The sequence below is a fragment of the Paraburkholderia sp. SECH4 genome, assembly GCF_030511745.1.
In the GTDB taxonomy this organism is placed as follows: domain Bacteria; phylum Pseudomonadota; class Gammaproteobacteria; order Burkholderiales; family Burkholderiaceae; genus Paraburkholderia; species Paraburkholderia madseniana.
This window is the reverse complement of record NZ_JALOCP010000043.1, coordinates 1-26,997: the sequence shown is the minus strand read 5'-3', so window position 1 is coordinate 26,997 and position 26,997 is coordinate 1. Positions and strand designations below refer to the sequence as shown.

The following is a 26,997-nucleotide window of genomic DNA, read 5'->3' as shown; positions in this document are numbered from 1 at the left end:
CTAAAGCTTCAGGATACGCCCCTGCTCCGGCACCTTCGCCGGCGTCCTTTCCGGTGTTTTTTCCGGCGTCTTCTGCAGGCCTGGCCGCGTTTGTTCGACCGCCTGCGTGGGCTTCTGGAGACCTCCGTTCTGCAGATTTGCCTGATTCTGTTGTTGCCGGGCCTGCTGAGCCTGTGCCATTTTCTTCTGCATGTCGACGGCGGTGGTCTTTGCCTTCTCCGCCCCCGCATTTTCGCGTAGTCCTTCGAGGTCCGAGGTCACAATCTCGGTGTTGCCTTTCGCCCGTGACGCGGCGACATAGGAGGCGAGCTTGTGGATAATCTTCGCCCCGGTCCAACTGACGGCAATAATTTCGCGATCGTTGGTAGCGCCCTGCTCCTTAAACGATGTGTGCGCGTAAGAATGCTCGATCATGCGGAGCTGGTCGTTATTCAGCCGGGACTCCCTTCCGTCCCGCTTCCATACGATCGTGGCCCCATCATTGTCGACATCCTTGATCATCCCGCGTGTGCCGTTCTTGATCTTGGGCGTTTCTTTGTCCTCAAACGCAATGATCGAACGGGATTCCACGAGGTCGCCGGCGGCGTAGTTCCGCTTTTCGAGCTTGACCGGACTGAAGAAGTCCTGACGCTGCGGATTGATTTCGACTTTTCTCCCGGTCGCATCAACACCAAAGACACGATTTAACTGGACGTTGAACCCCGTGATCTGAATAACGTCGCCCTGCTGGACGCCAATCTCCTTGTAGTTCTTGCGATATACCAAATGGTCGACGCCCGCCTTCGCCAGCATCACTGCGTGCCGCTGTTCGGCCTCCGTGAGAGAGGGCTGGTCGAAATGCTTCTTCTCGAACTCCGGGCCCGAGAGGTGTCCCTCCTTCATTAGGAGCGAGTGAACAGCCGAGTTAATGTCCTTTCGATCATCGTTTGTTAGTGCGACCACACCGACCAACGGCTTCTCGTTGCCTGCCGCGCGCAACTCCCGGAGATTGATTAGATAGCGGTCCGCAACCGTAGCGGCAAGTTCTTCGCCGTCGACTTCCAACTTGTCAAGCAGATCGATCGCTTTCGCGTAGTCCCCGGCCTTGATCTCCTTAATCGCCTGTTTCGTGGCCGGCGTCGCGTTATCGAACCGGCGCGTTTCTTCCAGAACCGACAAATGGATGCCTGCCTGTTGAGCCTGTTCAAACGCCCGGCCGGCCGAGACGCTCTCGTGTTGCTTGATGTCACCCTGAAACACAACGCGTGCGCCGAATTCACGGGCGAGCGTGGAAAGTTTTTCTGTATCTCCCGCACCGGTGAGTGACGACTCATCCATAACAAGCAGGGTCTTCTTCCCCTCTGCGTTGCCGAATCGTTTAAGGTTTGCAAGCTTTGCCTGGGTAGCCTCAAATTCATGGGCCAATGCGTCTTTACTCTGGCCGTTGTTCAGATATAGCGTTGTGCGCGCGGCAATCGCCTCAGCGACCCCCACTTTCTCGAAGCTGGTCCACTTTCTGCCGATCGACTGTGCCTTGTCGACGCCTTTCACCAACTGGCCTGTAACAGCCTTACCGGCGAACGAGGTGGCATTCTGGTGGATGCGTGTAAGGCCGTCCCTGTTCCTGTTGGCAAGGTTCGTCAGGAACGTACCAACCGCATTGCGGAAGTCGTCGGGCGACCTGAATACTTCCCCACGCTGATGGTCAAAGGTGTATCGGTGTTTTCCGTAGTCGACCTCGCTGTTTCGCACCTGCAGCTTGTGCGACTCAACGCGCGCGTCGGGCGAATGACGAAGCGGGGTATTCGCGTTGATAGTCGCGCGTAGTTCATCCAGACGCAGTTCGGTAGCCTTGATTCGCTTGTCGCGTTCAGCAAAGTATCCGGCGATTGTGTTGCTCGGGATGCCGCTGGCAGCTTCAAGTTCAGTGGCTGCAGCAGCGGACGTCGCGACGCCGAGGACTTCCCAACCCTTGGCGACCGCCACTTCGTAGACGAGGGCATTGGCCGCTGTTTTTCCGGTCCCGGCCTCGCCCTGAACACCCTGGTAGGTATCTGGGTGCATGAGAATGTTACGGGCGGCATTGACCTGTTCACCGGAAAGACGGTACTCCTTGCCCGTCTCGATCGTTTTCCTTTCATTGAACGCATCTACCGCCGCGATGAATTCCGCCTCGTCGGTCAATACGACATTGCCTTGCCCGCGACCCTCGCGAATATTCCGGGCCAGTCGCATCTCGCTATCGATTGCCGCAAGTGTCGTAAATATCCGCGAGCCGTCGTCGCCCAATTCCTTCTCGACCATACGATGCCCGGCAACGTGTTGTTCTATTGCCCGGTCAATGTCGTCCATCCCGCCGCGGCTGAAAACAAGCGCAGTCTCTTCCAAGTCCGTGAGCTTAAAAGACTGCTCGCGCTCGGAAAGGTGTTCAATTGCCCACGAAACGGCTCTAAGCGCTTCGCGGTCAGCGCGCGCCTGTTCTCGTTCCTCCCGGGTTGGTGCCCGCTCCGGATCCACGCCATTGCGCTGCTGCCCGCCACCAGGTCCAGCTGCCGCCCTCTGTTCCCACTGTTCAACCCGATTCCTGGCGGCAGCAACGACGGATTCCACGTCGAGGTTTGCGTCGCGGCCGGTTCTTTCCCAGGCATCCTGCAGGACGTCCCGCGGGTATTCTTCCTTGCCGGCCCGACTGGAAAGCGCAGCAGTCTGCCGCGCATCGAAGCTCGCCTCCCCCGGGTCGATGCCCCGCTCGACCAGCGTGTGACGAATCTGCGCGCGCCGACTGCTATAGGTCTGGACCTGTTCGTCTGAGAATCCCTTAATTTCGAAGTCGATGCCGTTTGAGGCGTGTTCAATCTCGTAACCAAGTTTCTGCAGCCGGTGCGCGAGCTCGGCCTTGTAGATAACGTCGCCCTGCGCCCGAAGCTTGTAGAGGCGGTCATTGGTCAGGCTGCGCCACTCCTGTCGCTTTTCGTCGTAGACCGCGTTGACGATAACGTTGTGGCTATGGAGATGCGGCTCGTTCTCCCGGTTCGTTTCGTGCAGGACGGTCGCGTATAGAAGGTTACCGGCCAGTTCCGCCCGATTCTGACCGTTTTCGTCCTTTACGCGAACTATGGACGCGTGTTTTTCAAACCATGCCATGACACGTTCGTTCGCGGCTAGGTGCGCATCGACGACCCGCTCGTCCTTCCCGACAAGAGCGGCCAGGGAGACACTTTTGGGCGGCGCCACGGTGAAATCAACTCCCGGACGCCGGTTCTTCCCCTTACTGTTCTCAGCCAGATCTTCAATTTCCTGACTTTCCGGGTTGCGAAGCTTACCCTCAAGGAGTTCAACGAAATCGTCGCGCGTCACAGCCGCACCGCGCTTCCCCAAAAACTCCGCGCCCTTCCCTTGCCAATGCGCCGTCGCCTTTTCGTTGACGTAATAGTTGTCGGCCTTCTGGCTGGCCTCCTGATTAAACGACTTGTCGTGATAAACCGCCGCATCGGAGGCGCTACTGATTTCCTGCTTTGAAATCATACGGCGCCTCCCTGCTCGCCAGGCAGGGCTTGAGCCGTAAAACCGGTTTCGCCCGGATTCAAGGTGAGCGGCACGCGGATCTGTTCGTTGGAAAGCCGAACCCCGTGCGCGTATCGTTGCGGCGACAAATCGACTGTTCGTGCGGTTTGCCGACCGGCCAAGACAAAGATTCGCAGCGTCGGGTATTGCGTGGTCGACGGCGAGGCGGAAAGCCGGAAGCCGACCGTGACGTTCATCCCGACTTTGGCTACGACACGCAGATCGGTAACCGCAATGGCGGGAGCAGTCGACGCCGCCGGCGCGGAGTCCTTGAGATCCCGTTCGAGCCGTACTGCCTTGATCGTTGCGATATCGGCGTCATCAAGCGTCGCCTGAACCAGTCCGGTGTTAGCTTCTCCGGTGCCGAACACGATCTCGCCCAGTTCAGACCAGAAATAGAAAAAAACGGCGACCAGCAACGCGAGCGTCGTGAACACCCAAGTTACAAAAATGCCCTTGAACGATTTCATCGCGAAACCCCCTTGCCGCCATTCCTGCGTCCGCCAACCGGCCCTGTGAAGAGCCCTGCCCCATGCGATTCCTCGTTCGTTTCGTCTGGTGTCGAATCCTGCTGCGGCTGCTCGCTGGCTCCGTTTGCGCCGCTATCCTTCACGCGGACCATTTCACCGGTTTCCTCGACGACGACCCAGACGCCTTCTGCCTCAATGGTTGTTTTCGCCTGTTCCGCAGCTGCTCTTGCGGCGCGCTCCCTTTCTGCGTCCTCGCGAACGCTCGCGATCGCGTCCTGTCCAGTGGCCCGCAAAATCTTGAATCGGGGATCATTCGGCGGATTCTTTCTGACTTCCTTGAACCGGTTGACTCGCGCCCACGGCCGCCACCATTTCGGAAGCCAGTGTCGGTAATCAACCTTTGACACGGGGTAGCTTCCCGGCATCTGGATATAGGCCACGCAGTTGTCGAGAGAGGCGATTTCGGCGGGCATGACAAGCCACTTCTCCCCTTCCCCCTGATTCAGGTTCGCGCCATCCCGCCATTCGCTCACCGCCAGTGCCTGGCCTTCAGAAACCACGTCCATTTCCCGCTTGGTCAGGCGTTCGGCCATCCGTTTTGCCATGTTCGGCTCGGGGGTGGCAAGCATCGCGACCGTCCGCATACAGTTGAGAAGGGCCTCGGCGCGGTCCTGGCCCATCGTGGTGTAATACTGCTTATCAGCCTGCGTACCGGTGACGACGCAAACACCGTTTTTGCGGAGAGTGGCCTGCCACTTGTCCATCTGGATGTCGCCGAGTTGCGCTGACTCGTCGGTAAAAAACCAGTATCTGTCTTCGTGCACAATTTCCTGTTTAGCCGCGATCGCACCGAATGCGACGGTCAACAGCAACCGGTACAGCGGTGCAAACATCGCCATTGTGTCTTCGGTGTTGAGGATGAAAAAGCGCGCATCGTCGTCCGCATCGAAGAATTTCCTCATCGACCAGTCGCCATCCGGAACTGCGGCGATACCATCAAGGTAGATCGCAATAGAGCTGATAACACCCTGGCGTTGTCCGGTCGAATCGCCACCTACTGCCGAACTGGCGACAGACTGACGTACCAGCAGTTCCAACTCATCCTCCGGCATGGCGAGAATTGCCTCGGAGATCACCCGGGTGTGCTGCGCTCCGCGTTGTGCCAGCCGCAATAACATGACGGAGAAGAGCGCTCGAGCTGCGTCCTCGAAAAACGCACTTGCGCCGTGAACAACGCCAGCTTTCGGTGGCAAAAACGCGTGCGACAACGTATTCGAGTCGTAGGTGTTGACCAACTCGGCGAAGATCGACCACGGGACGCACCCGAGCATCGAGGGGTTAAAGAAGAAGTCCTTTCCGGGACGGTAGTACGCCCGGAAGTATTCGCCAGCGTGGTCATAAATGACGCACTTCTTCTTGCGGGCAAAAACCTGCTGCATCAGGTCATGCTGCCCGATCGACTTCCCTGTGCCTTGGGCACCCAGGAAAAGAATGCCCTGCATTGGCGCCTTAACTGGAAGGGAGATGTCGAGAATCTTGTATGGCCCGGGTTCCTTGCGGCGAACCTGTGAAGACAGAACGGCGGGTTGAACAACATCTTCCTTGCCACGGACGAGTTTGTTCTCTCGCGCCTTCTTTCCAACTCGGCGAAGTGACCGCCAGATTCCCATATAACCGAGGAGCGCACTTGCGACCGCAGCGATCAGAACTTTAGGAAGCGCACTGGTGACCGGAGACATCCCACGGGTGACTACCAGAAATTGTGGGGGGGTCAGCATCTGTATCTCGGAGCCGTCCGCCTTGACTACGGTCACAAAGCTGTCGGCCCCGTGTTCGTCCCTAACCGGCCATTTTCGGGGAGTATCTTTGGAAACGATGTGCGAGACGATTGTCTGTTTCAGAATGTCGCTGTCGGTCGGGTTGAGCCAGCCGAGCCAGAGAATTATCGGCAGTAGCAGGCCGGGCAATGCACCAGCCCACATTGACATGTTCATGGCATGAACCGTGAGCTTCATGCTCGTGAGAAACAGTGCCCGACCGGCGCCGGCGTCGGAAATGACAGGTTTGTTCACGCGCCCTCCTGCAGATAGAGGCAACCAAGATCCTGCTCGTCGACCAGACGATAGGTCGATACGTCGTCGGGTAGCAGTGAAACCAGTTGGTCGGCGCGTGCACCGAAACTGTCGCGCCAAGCGTCATCCGGCATGCGGATAAAGTCGCAAAGGCGCACATTCCCGGCGCTGTCAATGAAAAGCAGATCGCACGCTTGGTGGTGTTCCTTGCCTACCCGGGTGTACCTGAATTCCATCATCCGATCGTGCCCATTGGGCGACGACCACACCAGGCAGGTCGCGTCGTATTCCCCCGGCGGGAGTTGATCTGGGGCGTTAACTGATTCGATATCAATTGGCAGAAACATCCTCGTCCTCCGTGGTGAACGCCCCATTGTCATGCCCGGATTTAATGCCGCTGCCGAAGTAAACGGAGCTGTCCACGCGTGACCGGAATTGCTCCGCCGCAGAGCTACTCAGACGGTGACCGACACCGTCCGGAAGTAGAACCGCGGCGACTCCCGCTGCCGCCATCGTATGGGTCATATGCATCACTTTCTCGATCCGGTCGAGTCGCTCGATGAATGACTCATATCGCCGATCGAACTTGGACAGACCGTCGCTGATGAAGATGCGAATTACCGAACTCACCGGAATCTTCATTCGCTTCGCCAACTCAACTATCTGCTCTTCCGTCTCTGGATCGAGCCTCACAGTACGTCTTTCTTTAGTCATCGAAAACACCAAGCTTGAACAGGGTTTTTGAAGTTGCGTCAGCCAATGGCTGACACGCCAAACACCTTGTAACTAATAGGATTTCGCGAGTTTAGGTTTGGTTTGTTCGTTGTGCCGAAAAAATTTTGTCTGACACCAATTCGGTAGGGAAATCATGGGCTTACCACTGGTTTTGACGTTGCACGCGCGCGTGCGTCATGTGTGTGCCTTGGAGGGGGGGCGGCTTTGACCTTTCTGAGGGCAGTGGAGATCAGAGAAAGGGCTCGCGAACCCCCGGGTCGGGAACCGGCGGGAATTGAGTTTTCCACGTGATGAAGCGAAGATCTATCCGCGCACGGGACCGCAGGGTTCCCGATTTCAACGTCACTATGGAGAAACGGTAATGTCGCAGGAAAATGGGAAAGAGACGAAGCGTGTGGGTCGGCGGGCTGGAGTGTCGCTCGATGAGCAAATCGCCGAAACGCAAAGAAGGCTGGAGGCGCTGAGAGAGAAGAAACGCGTTGAGGAGAAGAATGCGCTCGGGAAGAACCGAAAGGCGATTGGCGATCTGTTCAAAGCGGAGCGGCTGGACACCGTGGATGTCGAAGTGTGGCGCAAGGCGTTGCCGAAGGTGAAGGCGCTGCTCGGGATGGCGGCGGAGAGCGAGAGCGACCCGCCGGCGGTGCCGGCAAGCGACGCGAAGGCGGAGCCGTCAGCGGCGGTCCCGCCTTCGAAAGGTGCGGGCAAGGCGGAGGCGCAGCCGGAGCCGGAACCTGTCGCGTAGCATTTTCCACAAATCCACGGCGTCGTACGGACGGTCGCGATTCGTATGGATCGCGGAACCGGACGCCGCGGGAGTTACCCACAGTGGGCTTTGCTGTGGGTAACTCCGATGAAGCGGGGCGCGGTGGAGCTTGTGGGAAATGCGCGGTGTTTCGGCAAAGGCGATGGTGGTCGGATGATGCGCCGGGTCGTAGTGGAAGTGGCGAAGCCACGGAACGCGAGATCCGGCGCATTGCGTCTACGTTGACCGAAGGAGCGCAGGTGCCGACGGCACCGGAGCGACTTCCGGATTAACTAGCGATCCGAGCGCGTAAGCGCTGAATCCCTGTTGGGCGTTTTTCAGCGCTCGGTGTCGGGTCGCGCCGGTAGGTGCGATACGGCATCGGGCGCTGTCGTGGCCCGTGTTCGGCGAGGGATCGCAGCGCGGTCCCGAGCGTGGAGTCGCGAGCGGCCTGCATTGCATCGCAATGCGCCGTCGAGCGGCTACTCGTGCGGGAGATCGGCTGAGCGGCGCAAAGCGCCGGGAAGCGGATCGGACGATTCCATTTTGAGCGCGGGTTTCGCTCAAAATCACGATAGCTTCAGCGGCCCGTGCTGGGCGGTTTTGGAGCACCGCGGAAAAGCCGTCCCGCACGGGCCGGTCCGCGCGAGCCGACAACCTCGGCACGCGATCTGCGGACTCGCGCGCCGAGGTGGCGTAATTCAGGCCGGACTATCGTACTTCTGACTCACTCCGATTTTTTCGCATGCGCAATTGTCCGGCACGTCAAGAGAGCTAGTTTTCGAAGCATCCGCATGGGCAAGTCCAATAGTCCAGACCGTGACTGCAATAACCAGCATCAGCCATTTCCTTTTCTGCGGCGGCCAGTTCGTCGGGGCTCAAGTAACCGAAACTGCGAGCAACCAGCACAACTGCTGGGCGTTCTTCGGGAGCGAATTCGTCAAGCATGCCTTCCACCATCCCGCACAGCAGACTCACCATGTACTCGTACGACTGGCCGCATCGGCGGTTGGCTTCACTGGCCATTTTGGTGATTCGACTGTGGACCGCGCGAAACGTGGCGGCGTCTATCGGTGGCAATGCGTCGGCGAGATGCGCGCCGTCAGGTGAGTCGATTTCTTCCCCGCTCTCGCCCGCCTCCGCGCGCATCTGTTGCGCGTCCTCTTCTGCTTCGCTGCGGTCGGTCGCCCAATCCGTGAGGAACGCGGCATAGTGCGTTTGAGCATCCGCTCCCTCGGCGTAACCGTCGCTCCACTGCTGGATCAGTTCAGGTACGTCCGCGATCAGGTTAGGCATCGTGGCGTCGGGATACGTTATAAACCCAAGCCGTCGAGCGGTGGCACCTGCGGTATCTGCCAACGATTTGACTACACCGGTCCGCACGCCTTCGCTGGCGACCAGCGCAACACGGAAGTTTGCCCAGGTGGTGCGCGCTTCGAGCGCGAGTGAGAAAGTGTCTTGCATGTCTTGACTCCTGAAATTGACAGATGGCACCAGCGGACCTTAGTGGCCCGCGCGCAACAATTTGAGCGCCGCTTCGGGAGGCTCCATGAAGAAGGTCCACGCCAACGACTGCATTTCCGCGCGAGGTTCCGTGTCGCATGCGCCGATATCGACGTAGCGATTTGCCGTCTCTCCCCATTTTCTGATTGCGTACATTTGCGCCTGAAACGGGTTGAGGATCTGGCCACCGGTCATTAGCTCCCAGGCGGTCATGAGCGCATCGGCTGCTGCTTTGCTCAACGCCTCGGCGGCCGTCTCGGCTCCAGGCATGTCGGCGAACAACATCCATTCCTCGGCGTTCATAGACACGGTGATTGCGGGCTTAAACGTGATTTGCATGTGACGCACCTATGACCAGAAGGTGGCTGATTTCGCCTCCGGGTGGAGGCGGGCAGGTATTACAGACAGGCGACTGAGCGAACCATCTTCACGGGGAGCCGGTGGCGCAATGTCCGCGCGATCCCGCTGCCGCGCACGATCCGGCGCGCATGGTCTTCGTCTCGAACCCGGCGAAATGCCCGACGACCATTCATGTACTCGATGCGGACGGCAGGGCTATTTGCCGGTGCGCTACGGTGGCCATTGATGCGTGCGGTGTTCGCGTCCTGTTGAGGCCAATCTGCGAGCAGACGTTGATAGCGGGTGGTGCCGATGATCCGCGTATGGATCGGAGCCGGGCGGGCCTTATATCCGCGTTTAACCTTCAATGTCATGGTGCGAAATCCTTGCGGTTTGGTTTCAAAGCTGACCGGGCCCCTAGATTCGAGTCCCGGCGTAGGTTTTGTTTTTGCCGAGCCGGCAGCTGCTACCGCGCTGCCGCCGTTCCCCTGAGTTCGTTGTCCCGGCGACAAAGGAGGTCGCCGTGCGAAGGCGTCAAGGCGTAAAGAGAGGGAGTGGTGCGGCCCGCAGCCCGCAGGGCGAGGACTCGGTCCCGAACGGGCCTTGACGACGTAGCGCGGTGGCCTACGGTCGCGTTTCGGGCAACGAATTCAGGGGAATGGCACCAGGTGGCCAGGTAACGCGGGAGGTAAAGAACGCCGCGCGGCGAGCGCCTTCATGCGAACGCAGTTCGCATCACTTCAGGGGGTTGGAACCGTGGTGGTCCACAGTGGCAGATTCAGCGCGCGAACCGCGAGCGGCGAGCATTGCGTAGCAATGCGCCGTCGAGCGGATACGCGTGCGGGAGGTCTGGCGAGTGGCGCGCAGCGCCGGGAGGCAGGTCGGACGATTGTATTTTGAGCAATTCATTGCTCAAAATCTGGATGGCGGCGCCCCGTCGGCGAGCCGGACACAAGCATCGGGCTGGATGGGTCGCGCGTCAATATTTCAGCCAAAAAGTAAAAGACCCATCGCGTGGGCCTTTATCGCTAAACTTCGGTCCCGCCTATCCAGACGCTACCAAGGTACGCATCGGCGCCGCCACTTTGCGCAACTCGCGCGGTGATCTCAGCACTATCGACAAGCTCCTGCAGTGACATATGTGTCCAAGCGTCTCTCGGTGCAATAACAACAAGAACCGCGCCGCACAGGTCTTTTAGTACGAAAGCGGCTCGCTCATTTCCGACCAACATGTCCGGCTCAGCGGCTGTGACGGACTGAGCGATCATCTTGATACCGGATCTGCTGCAGTAGGTCCCTCCCAAAGGCTGGAACCAGTTATCGACAAACGCCTCGTTCATCTCGAAGGAAACGGACATTTGCGCGCGATCAAGCGCGTAGGCGGGCCGAATGACGGAGTGCTTGTATGCCCACAGGCGCACGCTGTCTCGCGCCGAAAGTAGAGCGCAGTTAAGGTCGTGACGCAGCGCGAGAAGTGCAGTTTTCAAGGCTTGCATATGCGGCTCACAAATAAGGACAAAATGGCCATCACCCAAGAGGATAGCGTGTGCAGTAGCAGTTACAACCAGCGCGAAACCCAGCGAACGGATAAACATCATGGACCTCGTTGAATCAGAAGAACAGACGGGTGACGGCGCGAAGCGACTCCGCTGCCCACTCGCCAATTTCGGCCAGCGTGGTGACGCCACGTTCCGGCGCTTCGGTGAGGTTTGCCACGTCCTCGACAACGTGCACGGTGTTCGACGGCAGGATGTAGCATTTGGTCCGGACAAGCTGTCCGGTGGTCGCGTTCGTGTAATGAACGAGTTCCATCGTGTACGGGCGTCCGGACGTGTCTTCGGAATGGATTTGCTCGCGGATGACACTGCAGAGAATCGGCATTTCGTATGCTCCAGTGAATTAGGCAGTAAAGGCGGTTTCGCCTCGTTACTCGTTAGTCGGTGTCCAGGCGAGCGCTTCGCCCGATGCGACGTCGATGCCGACCGGGCCGGTTTTCGCGTCGTGGCTGTAGACGATGGCGCGCGCCTTCTTCCCTGCGAATTCGAGGAATGACAGGATTGCGCTGCGGTTGCATTTACCCCGATACGGGGCGGTGTGGATGCCGTCCGATGCCTCGGCGGTGATAATGACTTCGTTGCTTTCGATCAGCAGATCGAGTGCCATTGCGCGTGCCATGAGTTTCATTACTTCACCTCTACAACGAACAACACAGGGTTTGCTTCGTCGATATCACGCGAAGCGGCCTCAAGTGCGAGGGGCAGGTATTGCAGGTGTTTCCATACGCTGAAGTCAGCGCGAAGGATCTTGTAAGTGGACATGTCTGTACCTCCTAAAAATCTGATTAGAGGGGCATCGGGGACCAGGTGCCGGGGGCGTGCCGGTAGAGGGTCACGCGTTTCCTTTCACCATCAACCAGCGTTTCGAGTCGCACGGCGCGCACGTCGTCTTCCGGGCGGGTCCAGCGGTGCATCACATGGATTTCCGCGTTGGCGGTGCAGCCCAGGAAGTGAGCAGCGACACGGCGGAGAAGATTCGTTTTCATATGCGTTCCTTGCGTTTCGGTTTCAGAGCTGACCGGGCCCCTAGATTCGAGTCCCGGCGTAGGTTTTGTTTTTGCCGAGCCGGCAGCTGCTACCGTGCTGCCGCCGTTCCCCTGAGTTCGTTGTCCCGGCGACAAAGGAGGTCGCCGTGCGAAGGCGTCAAGGCGTAAAGAGAGGGAGTGGTGCGGCCCGCAGCCCGCAGGGCGAGGACTCGGTCCCGAACGGGCCTTGACGACGTAGCGCGGTGGCCTACGGTCGCGTTTCGGGCAACGAATTCAGGGGAATGGCACCAGGTGGCCAGGTAACGCGGGAGGTAAAGAACGCCGCGCGGCGAGCGCCTTCATGCGAACGCAGTTCGCATCACTTCAGGGGGTTGGAAGTCCAGAAGGGGCGTAGTCCCTTTTGGTCGGCGTCAGCCGAAAGGCAAGCGCTGAAAGCCCGAAGGGTCGAGACCCGCAGGGGCTCGATGCGCAGCTCGCAACGCGAGCGAAGCACGCCATAGCGGTTTCCGGGCGCAGCCCGGAAATGCCCCTAGTCTCGTTCGGTTCGGATGGATGGTGTTTCAGCGGGTGTCGCAGTCGCTGCTGCGATCGACACCGGACAGGTCTTGTTCAACGTGCTCACTACTTTTCCTGTGAGCGCGGCCAGGGTTAGTAGCCCAACCAGTCGCGCGCAGCGCTCAGTGTTGCCGGAATGTTCGATCGCTCGATGAAAGATCGCCTGTCCTTGTCGACACACGTCACAGCAACCCGGAGAGTTCCGTCACCGTTGTCGATGGTGGGCTCTGCTGGGTAGTGGCTGTCGATCCAGGCACCTAGCTGATCCGTTTTGGGGTCGGTCATGTGGGTCTCCGATATCAAGGGTGCGGATGCTGTGAGCCGGCCGGCACGGTCGGGTATCGCGTGGAGGCCTTCCGTCGCCGGGCCGGGAACATCTGCAAGTACCCGTCTGCCGCCTGAAGAAAAGGCTGTAGTGCCTTCCAGTCATCAACGGCCGCATCGTCGCCTTCGCGATGCTGGGCGAGGACCGCGCCGAGCAGCTTCGTGAGCGCGCTCAGGTGACAGCGCGTGCGATTGTCCGCATGGGATTCAGCGCAGGCGAGCCACGCATTCCACTGTGCAAGACGTTGGGTGAGCGTCTCCCACTGCGTGGCGCGGATCTCCAGTCCGTTCAGGACGCGAGCTGAAAGCACCTGGGTGACAAGGACGGCGCCGCAGAGAATCGGCAACATATCAAAGGCGGCGGTGGCGCTCGAGCTGGGAGCATCGCTTTTGGCTTTTCGCATGGCCGTTCTCTCTCCTACAGCGGACGGCACGTGGCCAACCGTGACTGGAAGTGCTGTTCGAAACCAACCGCTGTGTCGACGTCGTTCCATTCGAGAACGGCGTCCTCGCTGTTCGAGTGCTCGCCGGCGCCGGTGTAGTTGATGCTGCCGTCCTGCACGCTGCGACCGTCGATCACCATGGACTTGTCGTGCATCCTGAGAAAAGCGGCAGTCGAACAAACCTGCGCGCCGCTGTGGGCCAGATACAGCAGACCGCGGCGGATATATCCGTCGCGGTCGTTCTGGATGCTCTCGCCGTAGTCGACCACAACGGTGACGGTGACACCGTCCTGTGCTTTCCGGGCGAGCGCTTCGATGATCTGGCGGTTGGTCAGGATGTATGCCAGTACGTGAATCGATTGCCGGGACGAGTAGATGCCGTACAGTACGAGCGGCATGCCGAGACCGTCAGGCGAGAAGCCGTACCAGTTCTCTCGTCCAGCAGGTGCACTGGCCGTGTGGGTCGACTCGGACTTCTGGATAAGCGGTACCCAGTATGCCTGCTCGGCGTTCGCGCTGGAAATCGAGAGGCCAGCAAGCAGGCCTGCAGCGATCGTGTGGAGGTAGCGTCTGTTCATGTTGGAGGCCTGAGTTAGTGGAGAACGTTCAGGAGAGCCTGAATGATCGTGAGTACGAGTTCCATGGTCGTGTCCTTTCGTGGATGGCGGTTGACTACGCAACCCGCGGGTCGCGTCCCGTGGATTAGCCGCAGGTGCCTACCGTTCCGCAATTTGTGCACTTGTCGCAGCCGTCGACGCGATGAACAGCCTGCGCGCCGCAGTCGTTGCATTTCTTCCCGTTGCCCAGCATCGGCCGCAGGTAGTTGCCGTCATCAACCGGCTTTGTCGCTGCGGCCGTCTGTTGGACGAGCTTCAACGCGAGCTCGCGCACCGGAACCTGATTGCCTTCCGAATCCAGAAACCCCTGTTTGATCAGGATCTGCTGGAAAGCGTACCCAATTGCAGCTACTTCTGAGTCGTGGTACCGCGGCACGCTCGTACCGTCCTGGCGCTCGAATGAACCGTGGCGCACCGGCCCCTTGTCCCACACGACATCGCGCATATTGGCGAGAGCTTTGGCAACGGAAAGGCCTGAGCGGGCAACCATGGAGAGCTGGCGCATATTCGACGTGATCCACTGCTGACCATCATTCCGCTGACCGGCCGGGACGAAGAACTCGACGGGCCGCTCGATCTCGACGGGCTTGCCGTCGAGGATGCCGGCGACGCGCATGAAGCTCACGCCTAGATAGACAGACTGCTTGCCCTCGTGGTTGTGGTACTCCATTTTCGAAAATACACCGGGGAGGTCACCGTCCGGACGGCTCGGGATACGTTGCACGAGTGGGTCGAGGTCCGGACTCGCGCTGGTGACGGCTTGTTGTCCGCCAACGGAAAGCACTGAACCGAGTGTGTCGTTCGGGCGATAGGTGGCAAGGCCTTTGAGGTTGGCGCGCCACGCGTCGGAATAGAGCCCTTTGAAGTCCTCGTACGGGTAATCGCCGGGGACATTGACGGTCTTGCTGATCGCGGTGTCGATGAAGGGCTGTACTGCCTCGAGCATCTTCATGTGATCGCTCGCCTTCATTTGCAGTGCGCTAACGAAGTAATCCGGCAGGAATTTGATGGTCACCGACCCGTGCTCGCCGGGTTCCAGCACATGGTCACCGCCCTGCTCCGCGAACAGGCGGAAAGCGTGGTCGTACACCAGATACTCCTGATAGGTATCATCGGGCATGCGCTTCTTGCGGGTGTAGGCCCAGGAGAAGGCCGGTTCGATACCGTTGGAAGCGTTATCGGCAAATGCGAGCGTGATAGTGCCGGTCGGAGCGATCGAAAGGAGGTGCGAGTTCCGGATGCCGTGTTCGCGGATCTTCTCGCGGATCTCTAGCGGAAGTCGCTTCGCAAAACCGCTCGTTAGATATTGCTCCGCGTCGAACAGTGGAAAAGCGCCCTTCTCTTTGGCCAGATCAATCGACGCAAGATAGGCATAGTTGCGCATCGTTTGCGAAATGGCCGCAGCCGTAGCGCGCCCTTCGTCGCTATCATACGGAATACCCATCATGACCAGTGCATCACCCAGCCCGAGAAAGCCTAGACCGATGCGCCGTTTCGACATGGCTTCTTCCTTCTGCTGCGGGAGGGGCCAGAAAGTCACATCGAGAACGTTATCCAGCATGCGAACGCTCCAGCGAACCAGTTCGCCAAGGGCGTTGTAATCGAAATGCGGCGAACGCCCGTCACTACCCATGGAGAAGGCATTTCGCACGAATCGCGTCAGGTTGATCGAGCCAAGATCGCAACACCCGTAGCTCGGCAGGGGTTGTTCGCCGCAAGGGTTCGTCGCATCGATCCGCTCAACATAATGCAGGTTGTTTTCCTCGTTCATCCGGTCGATGAACAGGATACCGGGCTCCGCGTGGTGGTAGGTCGACTGCATGATCTGGTTCCAGAGGTCGTTTGCACGGACCTTCCGGTATACCCACTTGCCGTCATCGCGCTGATATGTGGAATCGATGACGTCAGGATGGGGCTGCGCCTCGTGACACAGTTCGACATCGGTGTCATCCTCCACGGCTCGCATAAATGCGTCCGTCACGCCAATTGAGATGTTGAAATTGTTAAGCTTGCCCTTGTGATCCTTGGCGTGGATAAAACGCTCAATGTCCGGGTGATCGCAGCGCAGGACACCCATCTGTGCACCGCGCCGCGCGCCGGCGGATTCAACCGTCGCGCACGATGCGTCGAATACGTCCATGAACGAGACCGGGCCGGATGCGCGGGAGTGAGTGCCTTTCACGTAGGCTCCGTACGGACGGATGCGAGAAAAGTCGTAACCAACACCACCACCCCTGCGCATTGTGGCTGCAGCTTCGTTCAGCGCGATGTAGATGCCGGGATTGCCTGGCGTCGTGTCGTCCATCGAATCGCCAACCGGCTGGACGAAACAGTTGATGAGCGTGGCCTGGATGCCGGTTCCTGCCGCTGACCAGATACGACCCGCAGGAATGAATCCGTCCTTTAGCGTCTTGGCAAACTGCGTGGCAAGGCTGTCGCGCAATTCCGGTTTCTCTACAGAAGCCAGCGCGTTAGCGACTCGTGCGCTGACATCGGCAATGCTCTGCTCGTCGCCCTTTGCGTATTTCTCCAGCAGGACATCGGTGGAGATCTGTTGGGGCAAGAGAGCGTCCCGAATCATCTGTTCGTTTGCGTTCATGTTGAAGACTCCATGTATTGAAGGGTTGTAAAGCTGACCGGGCCCCAAGATTCTGAGTCCCGCGTAGGGTTTGTTTTGGCCCGACCGGCAGTTGTTTCGGTGCTGCCGCCGTTCCCCTGAGTTCGTCGTCCCGGCGACAAGGAAGCACGTAGGCGGGGACTGGCAAGGGCATGCCCGGAGGCCGCATCGCGGAGCGCAGCCGAAGGCGAGCACCGAACGGGTGAGGACATGGCGAAGCAAACCCTTGACGGGAGGCGCTGGAGGGCTACTGTCGCGTTTCGGGCGGCGAAGTCAGGGTGGCGGCTCAGGTAGCCGTGACTGCCGCGAGGGAAAAAACGCCGCGCGGCGAGCGCCTTTATGCGACCGCAGGGAGCATCACTACCTGATGGGTTGTGGAGGTTTGACGTTGAACCGCACGCGCCGGGGTGTGGCGCGTGCGGCCGCGAGAGCGCGGCACCGTTCACTCGAAAAGCTCGTTCCGGCATTCGTCGCCGCCGAAAGACTGAAACTGGTCGAGCGTGATGGAGCCTTCGGCAAGGTCGATCAGCAGGGACCATAGCAACGCGCTTGCGTCGAGCACTTTGGATTTTCCAGGCGGCACCGCTTCATCGTCCCGGATCTGGATAACGCGCGCCGGCTCGCCCGGCATGGAGCCTGGAACGGACTCGATGCGAAAGCCTCGTGCGAAGAGATGCGCCTCGAGCGAGTCGATTTCGGCGCGGATAGCGTCCTGCGGCGTCTGTTTATCGTTGGTGTCCATGACGGTTCCTGCCAGTTATGCTGCGAGATGTAAAGGCAGGCTGAACGTGAGTTCCGCCTGAATGATTTCGACCACGCGCGAGCTACCTTCGCGGTCCTCCAGATCGTTGAAGTCCGTGGGGCGGCCGTCGAGCGAAGCGAAGAACGGAGCGATGGCCTTCCCATTGAGGATTCGTGCGGCTTCCTGCGCGGCCTCGATGCCGGCGTTGCGCACGGTCTGGCGAACGTGGCCCTTTCCTTTTTGCACGACGTCGACTGTGACCCCGCTAACGATGTGGCGCTCGACGTGAAGCGCGATCCGATATTTGCCGTGGTGCCCTTCGTGCCACTGGCCATCGGCCAGCAGCCCAGTCAAGGTGATTTCCCGTGTGGCGTCATTCACGCCGGCCAGAACGCCTAGCGTCTCGGGCTTGGCCGCTGGGTTCAGGCCCACGGCCAGGACTTTGTCGATCGACTTTTCGAGGAAAAACTGGTCGTTGTCACCGCAAACCAGTTTCGGTTGATCGGCCGGCAGGACCGGAGCGAACTGCCGTGCCACTTCGACCAGGTTGCCTGAATCGAATGCAACCACAACCGGCAGGCCTGTTGATTCATGAAGGCTCGCACCTGTCGCGTAGCCCTCACAGAAGAGGACGGCCGGCGCGAGCGCGAGCTCGCGTGCACGACGCACGCCAATCACGTGGAAGGCACCCTTTTTTCGCGCGCCACTGGCGAAGACCTTGTTACCTCTGGGATCGATGGCCTGGGCTGTGAGTAGATTGTCGTAGACGTCGCGCCCCGGAATAACGAGCCATTTCGCATTGCCGGGCTTGAATTTGGGCATGTTAAGCAGACCGGCCATGTCGTCGGTCCCGCCATCCGCGATGCGCAGGCCGTGCGCGCGCACGCCCTTCTTTTCGAGGTAACCATGTACATGGCCGGAGGCTTGTTCAAGTGGCACGAGGATCTGCAGGATCCTGTCAGCGACTGCCTTTTGCTCAGCTTCAACCTGCTGTTGCCGTAGAGCTTCGCGCTCCTTGTTCTGTGCGTCGATCGCGGCGAGCTGGACTCTCGAGAGGCGCGCGCCTTGATATCGCCATGAGCCGGTCCGGCCTTTGAAATTGCGAATGACGCCATGCGGAACGCCGTCAAGGCTTAACCGGTAGCCGCCGTGCGTCTGGTGGATCTTGCTGCCCTTGTCGGTAGTCAACGGCGCGCAATGCCACTGGCCATCTGGTACCGGCTCAACCGGCACAAGCCCGTAGCTCTGCATCGCGTCCCGAAAGTCGGCGATTACGTCTGCCCTATTCAAACCTGCAGCGCTCAGTGCCGCGTCGTCGACGATCCAACGTGCGAACGGAGCACGATCGGCATTCACGTGGATGTAGCAGACCCGGCCCGCGCGGTCCCACTGTGCGCCCATCTTCAGCGCCTCACGAACCTCGTGGCTCGGCACAGCCAGAAATACCCGCTCGCCAAGGGCGTATGTGCGGGGGATGCGGCGCTCGCCGCTACTCGATGATTTGGTCATGGTGACGTTCACGGCGATCAGACTCCGGTGCGGCTGGGCGGGATACGCGGCGCGGCGTAGAAGCTGCCAGTGAACGCGTAGCGGAGATACACACGGGCCATGCTGTTCTTGACGGTGCGTTGCATGAACTTGCGACGGTCATGCACGCCGGCGACCGACATCCAGCCAAATGCCAGACCGAGGTGATAGACACGGTTGCGGCATCCCGGCAGCTTCGTGGGCGCCGGCCCGTCGACAGTCCACGGCGTACCGAGGAACGCCAGGCGACAAAGAAGGCGCGAGCTCGTGTGCATGTCAGTACCGTCAGGATTTGAGGCGCATGTTGTTGCGCGCAAAGTTGAAGGCAGCGTCCAGGTCCGTTCCCGCGGGCGCGGTGATGTCATAGGTCACCACCCTGACGGCGCCTGCCGCCATGCAGCCCCGCGCATAGGTCTCGCGCATCGGCTGGTGAGGCAATACCTTGCAGATCGCCTGTCCGTACCGGTCGATCCATTCGCACCCGAAGAACGTGCTCGCCTGAGCGTTGGTCATATCGAGTTCAGGAAGTCTCTCGATCGTTGTCATGTTTCCCCCGTCGTCACAGATCGCAGTTAGCACCGCAGGTATCCGGACCGTGTTCAGCATAGCTAACAATAATGGATGGTTCCACACCCGGGTCATTCTGTCGAAACGGCGCATTGCGGAAGTCGATGGGGACCGGTTTCTTTATGTCCAGCACCGACTCCCCTTCCGACCACGGAGGCTCCTCAAAATGAGTGAGCGATCCCGACTAGCACGCGCTGCTGGATGGTCCGGGACGTTGGTTCGTACCACGTTCCCTGCATTCCGGCGAAGACGCCTTTCTCATAGTTGGACTGGCCGTAGCCGAAGCTCGTCACCTGATAGCTGGCCTTGATATGTGTTCGGGGCGTTACCGCATAGTCGACACCGAGGCTCGCGCTGCGACTCGGGCGCGAGCCAAGACGTTCGTCGAGGCCGTGCATGGACTGAAGCAGGACGCCGAAGGTCTTCCCGTAAGTTACATCTGCAGACAGTACGACTCGGTGCGTGATGGAGTACTGCGCCATAAGACCGATTCCCGCCATGCTGTTCGAGTATCTTTCGTTGGTGCCGCGTTCCCAAACGTGAAACTCGTACGTTAGGTACGGCGTAACCTGGAGACGTCGGCTGGCGAGCGGCATGAATGCGCGCCCCAGTTTGAGAGCAACGTCCGCCTCCGTCATTGACGTGGTCGTCTGCACAGGCGCACCAATGCCGCTCGGCGAAGTCAGGGAAATCTGATACCCGGTGTAATTCGTATGTCCGGAGGCGACCGTTACTGCGGCGGAGGTATAGATGCCTTCGAGTCCGAATATTGAGCCCTGCCGGACCGCTGCGACCTGAACAGCCGGTTGGGAGCCTTGCTCCGAGTCGGCGTATTTTCCGCCAGTAACGTGCGCATTATCGAGTTCGTGATAGAGCAGGTCGTTAGCACCGAACGAGATGGAGACTTCGTTGTTTGCGGCCGTAATGGCTTCGTCAGCGTGTGCTGCGCTGCAAAGCAGAGTGGCAGCGATTGCGATCAGTGTGTTGCGTGTGGTCATTTTCTGTTCCTCGTGAGTTGAAAACGCGTCGTTTTTAAAGCTGACCGGGCCCCTAGATTCGGAAGTCCCGGCGTAGATCTGTTCTGCTGAGAAATGTGTTTCTTACGAAGCTGCCGCCGTTCCCCTGAGTTCATCGTCCCGCGACAAAAGAAGCCTGTAGAGATGGGCGTGCAAGGGCATGCCCGGAGGCCGCACTGCGGAGCGCAGCCGAAGGCGAGCACCGAACGGGTGAGGACATGGCGAAGCGAACCCTTGTGCGAACAACGCGTAGGGCTACTGTCGCGGAGAAGGACGGGAACACAGGGGACGGGGTTTCGGCAGTAAGACCATTCGAGGCAGAACGCCGCGCGGCGAGCGCCTTTTCGTGCCGAAGGCACGACGCGAAAGCGCGTTCGTGAGAACGAGGAGCGCAGCGAAAAAAAACCCCGCGTGAGCGGGGCAAACTTGCTGCGATCGAGGGACCACTACAGCAATTCGGTGGAGAAGCGCTTGAACGGTGAGAGTTTTCGGGAGCGAAGCGAGCGATCGGCGAGGCGCTGGCCGCCCCGACCGCAGGGAGAGGGGCGAGACTCCGCAGGAGGCTCGACGCCTAGCCCGCAGTCTTTGCGGGCGTAGCGCAACATAGCCGGTCTTTGCAAAGCAAAGACGCCCCTAGGGATTGAAGGTTTATTCATGGTCCGACTCCACGAGCAGGATCGTCCAGCGAATGCTTTCCGGCTTCGAGCGTGCGGCGAAACGAAGCTCTGCGACGGTCCAGCATGCGAATGCGAGCAGGCAGACAATGCACAGCGAAAAATAGCCAAGCATCACCCTCTTGACGAGAAGCCAGTCCCGTTCTGCCGCGGAGGCAAGCGTGGGCGACTCGAGGTTCAAATAAGACGCGAGATTTGGGTTGCAAAAGTGCACAAAGTGGACGACCAACGGACCGATGATCCAGATAACTGCGGCGGCGGAAAGGACTAAAAGAGAGCACAGAGCCAGTTCGACCAACGTCAACCGCCGGGAAAACCTACCGATAGATTGAATGGAATTTACGGGTTGCTCAGTTGGCAAAAACAGACGCCCGGCAATGAGAGCGAAGACCAGCGAACTGAGCATCTGCATTGATTAATGCACCACCGTCGCCGAACGATTTGTGCCGAGCGTGGCGTAGCTCGAATCGTTCGGACTCTGGAGAGTGGTCCGACGTGTATGCAGGAGATTTTGAAGTTCGATGTGCCTTCCACCACGAGTCAATTTGTCGAAACCAATCTCTGTGGCGGGTGCCTTTGCGAGCCGCGGGTGCGCAGTGGCGTTGATTCGCCCGAGTGACAGGTCATTGGCATTGAATAAGCTGGACCGATGGTCGTAGCGACGCGCGCGAGTCGCCGCGCAAGCGGCGAGCGTAGCGTGCGTGGTTACGAATATGTTTTTCTCGGGTTTTTCCAACATCACACTTTATATTTGACTCGATAGTTTCGTTCCGCAAGGAACGCATGTATTTATTCTACTCACTTGCAACACTGACTACAATTCCGACGCGGTTTGCGTGGAGCTCCGGGGGAGGAGGTTCCAAGGGGGAACCGGAACGGGGTTCCCCCTTGTGTCGGCGAAGCCGATACTGTTTCTCGTCGCGGCTCTCCGACGGGTTGGAGCGCCGGATGGCGCGCCCCGGAGGAGAGCCGCGACGCACTCTGGGCGGAGCGAACCGCTTATCCGGCGGAGATTCGGCCACAAAAAAACCCCGCAACGAGGCGGGGCAGAAAAGGTCCGAAGACCCGAGGAGAGAAACTGGTATCAGGCTGCCTTCGGCAATGAGATGAAAGCTGCCGGGTTAGGTGCCGGGAAAGGCCATGCCGAAGCGGGTGACAGCGGAGCGTTCACGGCATTGACGGGCTGCGCGACGCTGGCCGACTGCGTTTCCGCCTCAGCGGTTTCGCATGCGAAATCGGAGGCTTTCGGGAAGTGCCACGCGCCGAGTTCGGCGGTTGCCTGCACTTCAACAGCACCACCCTGGTCGGGGGTTTCCGGCGTACTCGCTTCATCGCTGACGACCCCGGAACCTTCGTCATCCGGCGTTTGGTCGTCCTCGTCGGTATCATCGTCACGCGTGGCGTAGTACCTGATCTGTTTTGCTTCGGCGGCGACCATGAAATCCGGCAACCAGTTCTTCCCTTCGAGTAGCTTCTCGGCAGTTTCTGCTGCCTCGCCCTTCTTCATCTTCGCAAGACGCTTGCCTTCGTCCGGCGACACAGCCTCGCCGACGATGGCGACAATGCGGTCCTTCGAAATATGGTCGAGGTAGCTCTCGCGTGTCGGTTGCCAGTACGCCGACATGTTGACGTCGAGCGCAGCCGCGATGGCATTGATTGCGTTCGGTCCTTCGGTTTTGCTAACGCCATTTAGGCTGATTGCTGTGCAGACGGCGAGGATATTCAGCAAAGCGGCCTGAGACTGTTCAAGCAACCATCCGAACAGCGCATTCGGATCTTTCGGCATGGCGATACGACTAGCGATAAAAGTAAGCCGCAACGTCTCGTAGCGGGCTTCTTTCTTGATACCCGGTGCCGAACGCTCGATTTCATGCGTTGCATCACGGCAACTCACCTGCACTGCGCTGATCGCTTCCTCATGGGTTCTATAGACGAAGTCGAGTGCGAGTTTGTGCACGATGGTTGCCAGCGCTACGTGAGGGTTCATCGCGAGTTCGCACTGCACTGCGGCAGTCCGATGTGCGGTGAGGTTGAGCAGCAGCTTCTCCGAGTGAGCAGATTTTTCCTTTGCCGGTTGCGAATGCGAGATACCGGCGGAGGCTGTACGCGTCAGGTGTTCCGCTTCTTCGGAGTGACCCGATTCCTCGATGACGGTGCGCAACGCGGGTTCGTCATCCGCGCGGACCAGACCAACCGTTACCCCAACGCCATTACGGGTGAGAAACACCACTACGCCCGCATGTGCCTTGACCTCCGGTGCGTAGCCCATACCCGCGTCCTCGATCTGCGAGTAGCGCGTCTGAAGCTGCTCAAGTTCCTCCTCCAGCTTGTTGAATTCCTCATCAGTTACGTTGTCCGCTGCCTGAAGTTTTTCGATCTCATCCATATGGGCTTCGAGCGTCTGGAACTCGGCCTGCTGCTCGTCGCTGAAAGGGAGCGATGCGGGGCTAATCTGGCTGAATTCCGACCGTGCCTCGTGAGGGAAGTCGGTGCGCACCTCGACCCACTTCCAGCCTTCAGCGCGGATCGGCGCAGCTTCTTCCTCCAGTTTCTGGAGAGCGAGGCTGCTCATGAGTGCCATGTCCGTGAACCATCCCTCGCTTTCGTTTGCGAACAGATCGCGGCGCACCTTGCCTCCGGCCTTTTCGAACATTTCGAGGCCGACAAATCGGGCAATCGGGCTGTTGGACGCGTTAATTTCGTCCTGCGTGATGACCTTGCGCAATTCGTGCGGTTGCCGTTGCCACTGGGCCTGAGCGCTGAACCAAACGCGCTCCTGCGCTTCATGGTCGTCGCTCAAGGCCAGCGCCTGAATCTGCGACAGTTCCATTTCGTCGTTACGCCAAAGCTCGCAGAGCCTGGGCGATACATTCGCCAGTTTGAGGCGACGTGCGACGGTCTTGGGATTGATATTGAAAATCTCCGCGATGTGTTCTGCACTGCGGCCTTCCTCGACCAGTGCGAGGTAAGCGTGGCATTGGTCAGCCGGGTGTGCAGGATTGCGCACGTCATTTTCGGACGCGCTGGCAAGAATCGCATCGGCAACCGAAATGATCTGGCAACGCACGGGATAGTCGTCCGGAATATCCCCCTGCTCCGCGAGCCAGTTCAGCGCCAGGCGTCGCGTTTCTCCGGCGTCGACACCATAGGTTTGAGCTTTCTTGGCTACCTTCTTCATCGGATGAACCACGAGGTTCTGCAGAAGGCGCTTCAACCCCCTGATGTTGACCGCGAGCGAAACTACGTCTGCTTGTGGCCGTTCCTTCTTGCGCTGGTTAAAGGGGGACTTGACCAGGCGATTCAGAGGGATCAGCGTGAAGTCTGCCTCATCCGTAATGAGGCGTTGGGGGTGACCCTGCGACTCGTTGGCTTGTGCGTTCTGGACAGCGTCGTTTTGCCTCACGGTTTCCATAGCGATTCCTTTCAAGAATGGGTTCAGGTGTAGCGGGACCGCCGGGCCTCTAGATTCAGAAGTCCCGGCGTGAGTTGTTTTCCGGAGTCGACGGCCTCCTACCGAAGCTGCCGCCGTTCCCCTGAGTTCATCGTCCCGCGACAAAAGGAGCGCGAAGCGCGCGACGGTCAAGGATTAGAGGGCGTGAGTCGGTGCGGGCAGGCGCGCAGCGCCAACCCGGTCACGACCGCCTTGACCGGCAAGTGCGAGCAGCTACTGTCGCGAAAAGGACGGGAACGCAGGGGACGGGGATTTCGGCAGGGACGGATGTCGCGAGGGAAAACGCCGCGCGCGGCGAGCGCGCTGTCTGAGCCGCTGCCGGCGGCGAAGCTGGAGGGGATGGCACGCGCCGGGGCGCGCTGCGGAGCAGCGTAGCCCCAAGAGCGGGCGTCTCTGGAATCCTGGGCGCGGAGGTTGGCGGCTTGCGTGCCTGGCGTGAGACAGGAGCGCAAGGTGCCGCGCGCAGGCTGGATTGCGGAGTCGGTGCGCGTGAACGCGCACTCGATCCGGCTAGTCCCCGGTATAGAGCTGCTCTGCAACTCTGTCGGATTCTGGACGCGTGGCCCAAAGCGCATCCATGCGTTGGAACGCGACCGATTGGGTCGGCACGTTATCGACTATCAAGCCGTCGCACAGGACGTCATAGGAAACGACTAGCACGCCGCAGGCGTTACGTGACTGGACGCGTCTGCTGTCGAGTTGCATGGTTGCCCCTGAATTAGTAAGCGGCGAATCGGGTATCTGCGGTGGGGATGCTGGGCGGTATCGTGAACAGTTCGATTGCGTGGAACTGTCGGCGCTCGTTGGCACCGGCATTTGCGTGATGGCCGCGCGCGCAGCAGCGTCAGCCATCACTTCCTGTGCTACTCCTCATACCGTCTAAAAGTTAGTCGATGCGCAAGGTCGCGCCCCGATTCATATGCGAACAGGAGATCGCGTTCGGCGTAGTGTGTGGTAAGAGCCGCGCGGAACTCGCGTATGCCGTTGAAGAATGCAAGGATGGACTTCATGGGTTTCTCAGTTGTTTTGGGTGAGTGGGTTTTTAGATGATGGCTGCAATGAACATCGGGAGCGGGTTATGCGAGTCGCGCTTCCCAAACGCCTCGGTCCGTCGCGTCGAAACCTGATTTCTCCCGTCCATCAAGGATGGCGTGCACCTCGTTGCGAGCGGACACTGTGCCCATATACACCCAATCTGCGCCCTCGAAGTCGAGGCTACGATAGACGTCATAGGCGTTTATGGTTCTGGCGAGCGTCACGCGTTCTCCAGGCGCGCGACACAGCGCGCAACGATTCGCTCCATGCGCGTGGCACGTTGCAGGAAATAGGCGTTGGCCTTGCGATTGTTGATCGAAGCCGCCTTGTCAGCTGCACGACGAGAAACACGCGCGTGACTCGCAAGCGCGTCCGCGAGGGCGTGGATCTGGATCAGTCGGTGCGTAGTCAGCACTAGTTGTCTCCTGAAGGTTCGATCCGACCGGTCCCCTAGATTCTGAGTCCCAGCCATGGTGGTTACTGATGTGTCGGCAGCAATTCTCGCCGTTGCCAACGTTTCCCTGCCCCTTACTGAAGGCGCTCGGTCACGTCGCAAATCTCCGCGATGAACCGCCCTCCGATTCGCCCGCCTGTGACGCGGCAACCCTCTGCGGTAAAGCCGTCGCCGAGCAAACCAAACACCTGCCGATAACACTCGATCACTTCATCAAGCGATTCGCACGCGGGCGGATCGTAAGCGCGTACCACGCGGCGGGTGCCGCAATCGGTATTGCAGTACACGGTGATCTGGTAGAGGTTTCCCGCTGCGATCGCCTGTGCAATCGACCGACCCTCCTTGATCATGATTGCCTCCTGTCCGTCTGTTATGCAGCGCCCTTGTAGACGACCCGTCCGCGCGTGCCCCAACGTGCGCCTTTCAGGCAGTCCCACACCTGCCAGGCTTTGGCGTTGGCCTCTGTCACCCAAACCTCTCCGCCTGTCGATTCGAGCGTTTCGGTCACCACGCGGCGCAACTCTTTTTCCTTGTTCGCCTTGCCCATCCCGTTGATCTGCTTCTGCTCTTCGCCACCCACAAACACCTTGATGCTGAATTGCCGTGCTGTTGCCATCGCTCTACCTCCTCCCGGGTTGCCGGGTTTGATTGCGTATTCCGAGGCTGACCGGGCCCCTAGATTCAGAAGTCCCGGCCATGCCGGTTTGTGCTGAGTCGGCGGTGCTTCTCGTCGTTGCCGCCGTTCCCCTGAGTTCGTCGTCCCGCGATCAAAGGAGACGCGGCCGGAGCTGGGTCAAGGGATGAAGCGCGGGGTGTGGGGCGGGATGGAGCGAGAGCGACTGACACGGCCCCGCGCGCCTTGACGCAGCGCAGGCTGCGGCTACGATCGCGATAGAGGACGGCGAACCAGGGGGACAGGAATTCGGTACGAAGAGCCGCGGCGAAGCGAAACGCCTCGCGCGGCGAGCGCGCTTACCGAGCTGCTGCAGGCAGCGAGGCTGGAGGGGATGGCACGCGCCGGGGCAAGTC

Annotated in this window: 28 protein-coding genes; 1 reads left to right on the top strand and 27 read right to left on the bottom strand. The window is 59.6% G+C overall.

Annotated features, from left to right (window positions below; translation table 11 throughout):
• The 5 genes from mobF to M0D67_RS35630 are packed head-to-tail and all read right to left on the bottom strand — an operon-like array spanning position 1 to position 6,799.
• Positions 1 to 3,504 carry a MobF family relaxase gene (mobF, locus tag M0D67_RS35650; RefSeq protein WP_266241762.1) on the bottom strand — a complete coding sequence of 1,168 codons (3,504 nt, stop codon included), beginning with the start codon at positions 3,502 to 3,504 and terminating at the stop codon, positions 1 to 3.
• A complete protein-coding gene (locus tag M0D67_RS35645) occupies positions 3,501 to 4,013 on the bottom strand; it encodes a hypothetical protein (protein WP_266241760.1) in 513 nt (170 codons plus the stop codon). The genes mobF and M0D67_RS35645 overlap by 4 nt, the downstream gene beginning before the upstream one ends.
• Entirely contained in the window at positions 4,010 to 6,085 is a 2,076-nt protein-coding gene (locus M0D67_RS35640) for a type IV secretion system DNA-binding domain-containing protein (protein ID WP_266241758.1), read from the bottom strand. The genes M0D67_RS35645 and M0D67_RS35640 overlap by 4 nt, the downstream gene beginning before the upstream one ends.
• Positions 6,082 to 6,432, bottom strand: coding sequence for a hypothetical protein (locus M0D67_RS35635; protein ID WP_266241757.1), 351 nt, complete (start codon positions 6,430 to 6,432; stop codon positions 6,082 to 6,084). Before M0D67_RS35635 ends, M0D67_RS35640 begins: the two co-directional genes overlap by 4 nt.
• Positions 6,416 to 6,799, bottom strand: a complete 384-nt coding sequence (locus M0D67_RS35630; protein WP_266241756.1) for a hypothetical protein — start codon at positions 6,797 to 6,799, stop codon at positions 6,416 to 6,418. Before M0D67_RS35630 ends, M0D67_RS35635 begins: the two co-directional genes overlap by 17 nt.
• A 433-nt stretch (positions 6,800 to 7,232) precedes the next feature.
• On the opposite strand from M0D67_RS35630, the gene M0D67_RS35625 reads away from it, so the two are divergent.
• Positions 7,233 to 7,562, top strand: a complete 330-nt coding sequence (locus M0D67_RS35625; RefSeq protein WP_266241755.1) for a hypothetical protein — start codon at positions 7,233 to 7,235, stop codon at positions 7,560 to 7,562.
• A gap of 774 nt (positions 7,563 to 8,336) precedes the next feature.
• On the opposite strand, the gene M0D67_RS35620 is transcribed toward M0D67_RS35625, so the two are convergent.
• From M0D67_RS35620 to M0D67_RS35515, 22 genes are all read right to left on the bottom strand, one after another.
• The gene (locus M0D67_RS35620) at positions 8,337 to 9,026 is read right to left on the bottom strand and encodes a hypothetical protein (protein WP_266241754.1); all 690 of its coding nucleotides are present in this window, start codon (positions 9,024 to 9,026) and stop codon (positions 8,337 to 8,339) included.
• Between the two features lie 39 nt (positions 9,027 to 9,065).
• Positions 9,066 to 9,368: a hypothetical protein gene (locus tag M0D67_RS35615; RefSeq protein ID WP_266241752.1), complete on the bottom strand. Its 303-nt coding sequence runs from the start codon at positions 9,366 to 9,368 to the stop codon at positions 9,066 to 9,068.
• Between the two features lie 95 nt (positions 9,369 to 9,463).
• Positions 9,464 to 9,778 carry a hypothetical protein gene (locus M0D67_RS35610; RefSeq protein WP_266241750.1) on the bottom strand — a complete coding sequence of 105 codons (315 nt, stop codon included), beginning with the start codon at positions 9,776 to 9,778 and terminating at the stop codon, positions 9,464 to 9,466.
• A gap of 654 nt (positions 9,779 to 10,432) precedes the next feature.
• On the bottom strand, positions 10,433 to 11,002 hold the full coding sequence (locus M0D67_RS35605) for a hypothetical protein (protein ID WP_266241748.1): 570 nt from the start codon (positions 11,000 to 11,002) through the stop codon (positions 10,433 to 10,435).
• Between the two features lie 13 nt (positions 11,003 to 11,015).
• The gene (locus M0D67_RS35600) at positions 11,016 to 11,285 is read right to left on the bottom strand and encodes a hypothetical protein (protein ID WP_266241746.1); all 270 of its coding nucleotides are present in this window, start codon (positions 11,283 to 11,285) and stop codon (positions 11,016 to 11,018) included.
• Between the two features lie 45 nt (positions 11,286 to 11,330).
• A complete protein-coding gene (locus M0D67_RS35595) occupies positions 11,331 to 11,588 on the bottom strand; it encodes a hypothetical protein (RefSeq protein WP_266241745.1) in 258 nt (85 codons plus the stop codon).
• A complete protein-coding gene (locus M0D67_RS35590; RefSeq protein ID WP_266241744.1) occupies positions 11,588 to 11,722 on the bottom strand; it encodes a hypothetical protein in 135 nt (44 codons plus the stop codon). Before M0D67_RS35590 ends, M0D67_RS35595 begins: the two co-directional genes overlap by 1 nt.
• A gap of 23 nt (positions 11,723 to 11,745) precedes the next feature.
• A complete protein-coding gene (locus M0D67_RS35585; RefSeq protein ID WP_266241742.1) occupies positions 11,746 to 11,946 on the bottom strand; it encodes a hypothetical protein in 201 nt (66 codons plus the stop codon).
• A gap of 648 nt (positions 11,947 to 12,594) precedes the next feature.
• Positions 12,595 to 12,786: a hypothetical protein gene (locus tag M0D67_RS35580; protein WP_266241741.1), complete on the bottom strand. Its 192-nt coding sequence runs from the start codon at positions 12,784 to 12,786 to the stop codon at positions 12,595 to 12,597.
• A 14-nt stretch (positions 12,787 to 12,800) separates the two neighbouring features.
• Positions 12,801 to 13,229, bottom strand: coding sequence for a hypothetical protein (locus M0D67_RS35575; protein WP_266241739.1), 429 nt, complete (start codon positions 13,227 to 13,229; stop codon positions 12,801 to 12,803).
• 14 nt (positions 13,230 to 13,243) lie between these two features.
• Positions 13,244 to 13,846 carry a phospholipase D-like domain-containing protein gene (locus tag M0D67_RS35570; protein WP_266241737.1) on the bottom strand — a complete coding sequence of 201 codons (603 nt, stop codon included), beginning with the start codon at positions 13,844 to 13,846 and terminating at the stop codon, positions 13,244 to 13,246.
• A gap of 124 nt (positions 13,847 to 13,970) precedes the next feature.
• The gene (locus M0D67_RS35565; RefSeq protein WP_266241735.1) at positions 13,971 to 16,484 is read right to left on the bottom strand and encodes an adenosylcobalamin-dependent ribonucleoside-diphosphate reductase; all 2,514 of its coding nucleotides are present in this window, start codon (positions 16,482 to 16,484) and stop codon (positions 13,971 to 13,973) included.
• Positions 16,485 to 16,944: 460 nt separating this feature from the next.
• Positions 16,945 to 17,244: a hypothetical protein gene (locus M0D67_RS35560; protein WP_266241733.1), complete on the bottom strand. Its 300-nt coding sequence runs from the start codon at positions 17,242 to 17,244 to the stop codon at positions 16,945 to 16,947.
• 15 nt (positions 17,245 to 17,259) lie between these two features.
• Complete coding sequence (locus M0D67_RS35555) at positions 17,260 to 18,765, bottom strand: DUF5710 domain-containing protein (protein WP_266241731.1); 1,506 nt, start codon at positions 18,763 to 18,765, stop codon at positions 17,260 to 17,262.
• A gap of 5 nt (positions 18,766 to 18,770) precedes the next feature.
• Positions 18,771 to 19,046, bottom strand: coding sequence for a hypothetical protein (locus M0D67_RS35550; RefSeq protein ID WP_266241729.1), 276 nt, complete (start codon positions 19,044 to 19,046; stop codon positions 18,771 to 18,773).
• A 10-nt stretch (positions 19,047 to 19,056) separates the two neighbouring features.
• Positions 19,057 to 19,431, bottom strand: coding sequence for a hypothetical protein (locus tag M0D67_RS35545; protein WP_266241727.1), 375 nt, complete (start codon positions 19,429 to 19,431; stop codon positions 19,057 to 19,059).
• A 68-nt stretch (positions 19,432 to 19,499) separates the two neighbouring features.
• A complete protein-coding gene (locus tag M0D67_RS35540) occupies positions 19,500 to 20,336 on the bottom strand; it encodes a hypothetical protein (RefSeq protein WP_266241725.1) in 837 nt (278 codons plus the stop codon).
• Between the two features lie 666 nt (positions 20,337 to 21,002).
• Entirely contained in the window at positions 21,003 to 21,440 is a 438-nt protein-coding gene (locus M0D67_RS35535) for a hypothetical protein (RefSeq protein WP_266241723.1), read from the bottom strand.
• A 672-nt stretch (positions 21,441 to 22,112) separates the two neighbouring features.
• Positions 22,113 to 24,611 (bottom strand): ParB/RepB/Spo0J family partition protein, encoded by a 2,499-nt coding sequence (locus M0D67_RS35530; RefSeq protein WP_266241721.1) that lies wholly within the window; start codon positions 24,609 to 24,611, stop codon positions 22,113 to 22,115.
• 1,123 nt (positions 24,612 to 25,734) lie between these two features.
• Entirely contained in the window at positions 25,735 to 25,929 is a 195-nt protein-coding gene (locus tag M0D67_RS35525; RefSeq protein ID WP_266241719.1) for a hypothetical protein, read from the bottom strand.
• 113 nt (positions 25,930 to 26,042) lie between these two features.
• Positions 26,043 to 26,318 (bottom strand): hypothetical protein, encoded by a 276-nt coding sequence (locus M0D67_RS35520; protein ID WP_266241717.1) that lies wholly within the window; start codon positions 26,316 to 26,318, stop codon positions 26,043 to 26,045.
• A 20-nt stretch (positions 26,319 to 26,338) separates the two neighbouring features.
• Positions 26,339 to 26,584, bottom strand: coding sequence for a hypothetical protein (locus M0D67_RS35515; RefSeq protein ID WP_266241715.1), 246 nt, complete (start codon positions 26,582 to 26,584; stop codon positions 26,339 to 26,341).
• Positions 26,585 to 26,997 lie beyond the last annotated feature (413 nt).

What these genes read in the sequence shown, in the direction of transcription:
- mobF (WP_266241762.1), bottom strand. Translation starts at nt 3,504, where the DNA reads ATGATTTCAAAGCAGGAAATCAGTAGCGCCTCCGATGCGGCGGTTTAT.
- M0D67_RS35580 (WP_266241741.1), bottom strand. Translation starts at nt 12,786, where the DNA reads ATGACCGACCCCAAAACGGATCAGCTAGGTGCCTGGATCGACAGCCAC.
- M0D67_RS35560 (WP_266241733.1), bottom strand. Translation starts at nt 17,244, where the DNA reads ATGGACACCAACGATAAACAGACGCCGCAGGACGCTATCCGCGCCGAA.
- M0D67_RS35570 (WP_266241737.1), bottom strand. Translation starts at nt 13,846, where the DNA reads ATGAACAGACGCTACCTCCACACGATCGCTGCAGGCCTGCTTGCTGGC.
- M0D67_RS35605 (WP_266241748.1), bottom strand. Translation starts at nt 11,002, where the DNA reads ATGATGTTTATCCGTTCGCTGGGTTTCGCGCTGGTTGTAACTGCTACT.
- M0D67_RS35600 (WP_266241746.1), bottom strand. Translation starts at nt 11,285, where the DNA reads ATGCCGATTCTCTGCAGTGTCATCCGCGAGCAAATCCATTCCGAAGAC.
- M0D67_RS35610 (WP_266241750.1), bottom strand. Translation starts at nt 9,778, where the DNA reads ATGACATTGAAGGTTAAACGCGGATATAAGGCCCGCCCGGCTCCGATC.
- M0D67_RS35540 (WP_266241725.1), bottom strand. Translation starts at nt 20,336, where the DNA reads ATGACCACACGCAACACACTGATCGCAATCGCTGCCACTCTGCTTTGC.
- M0D67_RS35520 (WP_266241717.1), bottom strand. Translation starts at nt 26,318, where the DNA reads ATGATCAAGGAGGGTCGGTCGATTGCACAGGCGATCGCAGCGGGAAAC.
- M0D67_RS35620 (WP_266241754.1), bottom strand. Translation starts at nt 9,026, where the DNA reads ATGCAAGACACTTTCTCACTCGCGCTCGAAGCGCGCACCACCTGGGCA.
- M0D67_RS35575 (WP_266241739.1), bottom strand. Translation starts at nt 13,229, where the DNA reads ATGCGAAAAGCCAAAAGCGATGCTCCCAGCTCGAGCGCCACCGCCGCC.
- M0D67_RS35615 (WP_266241752.1), bottom strand. Translation starts at nt 9,368, where the DNA reads ATGAACGCCGAGGAATGGATGTTGTTCGCCGACATGCCTGGAGCCGAG.
- M0D67_RS35595 (WP_266241745.1), bottom strand. Translation starts at nt 11,588, where the DNA reads ATGAAACTCATGGCACGCGCAATGGCACTCGATCTGCTGATCGAAAGC.
- M0D67_RS35590 (WP_266241744.1), bottom strand. Translation starts at nt 11,722, where the DNA reads ATGTCCACTTACAAGATCCTTCGCGCTGACTTCAGCGTATGGAAACAC.
- M0D67_RS35585 (WP_266241742.1), bottom strand. Translation starts at nt 11,946, where the DNA reads ATGAAAACGAATCTTCTCCGCCGTGTCGCTGCTCACTTCCTGGGCTGC.
- M0D67_RS35635 (WP_266241757.1), bottom strand. Translation starts at nt 6,432, where the DNA reads ATGTTTCTGCCAATTGATATCGAATCAGTTAACGCCCCAGATCAACTC.
- M0D67_RS35545 (WP_266241727.1), bottom strand. Translation starts at nt 19,431, where the DNA reads ATGCGCCGTTTCGACAGAATGACCCGGGTGTGGAACCATCCATTATTG.
- M0D67_RS35565 (WP_266241735.1), bottom strand. Translation starts at nt 16,484, where the DNA reads ATGAACGCAAACGAACAGATGATTCGGGACGCTCTCTTGCCCCAACAG.
- M0D67_RS35630 (WP_266241756.1), bottom strand. Translation starts at nt 6,799, where the DNA reads ATGACTAAAGAAAGACGTACTGTGAGGCTCGATCCAGAGACGGAAGAG.
- M0D67_RS35645 (WP_266241760.1), bottom strand. Translation starts at nt 4,013, where the DNA reads ATGAAATCGTTCAAGGGCATTTTTGTAACTTGGGTGTTCACGACGCTC.
- M0D67_RS35515 (WP_266241715.1), bottom strand. Translation starts at nt 26,584, where the DNA reads ATGGCAACAGCACGGCAATTCAGCATCAAGGTGTTTGTGGGTGGCGAA.
- M0D67_RS35550 (WP_266241729.1), bottom strand. Translation starts at nt 19,046, where the DNA reads ATGCACACGAGCTCGCGCCTTCTTTGTCGCCTGGCGTTCCTCGGTACG.
- M0D67_RS35535 (WP_266241723.1), bottom strand. Translation starts at nt 21,440, where the DNA reads ATGCAGATGCTCAGTTCGCTGGTCTTCGCTCTCATTGCCGGGCGTCTG.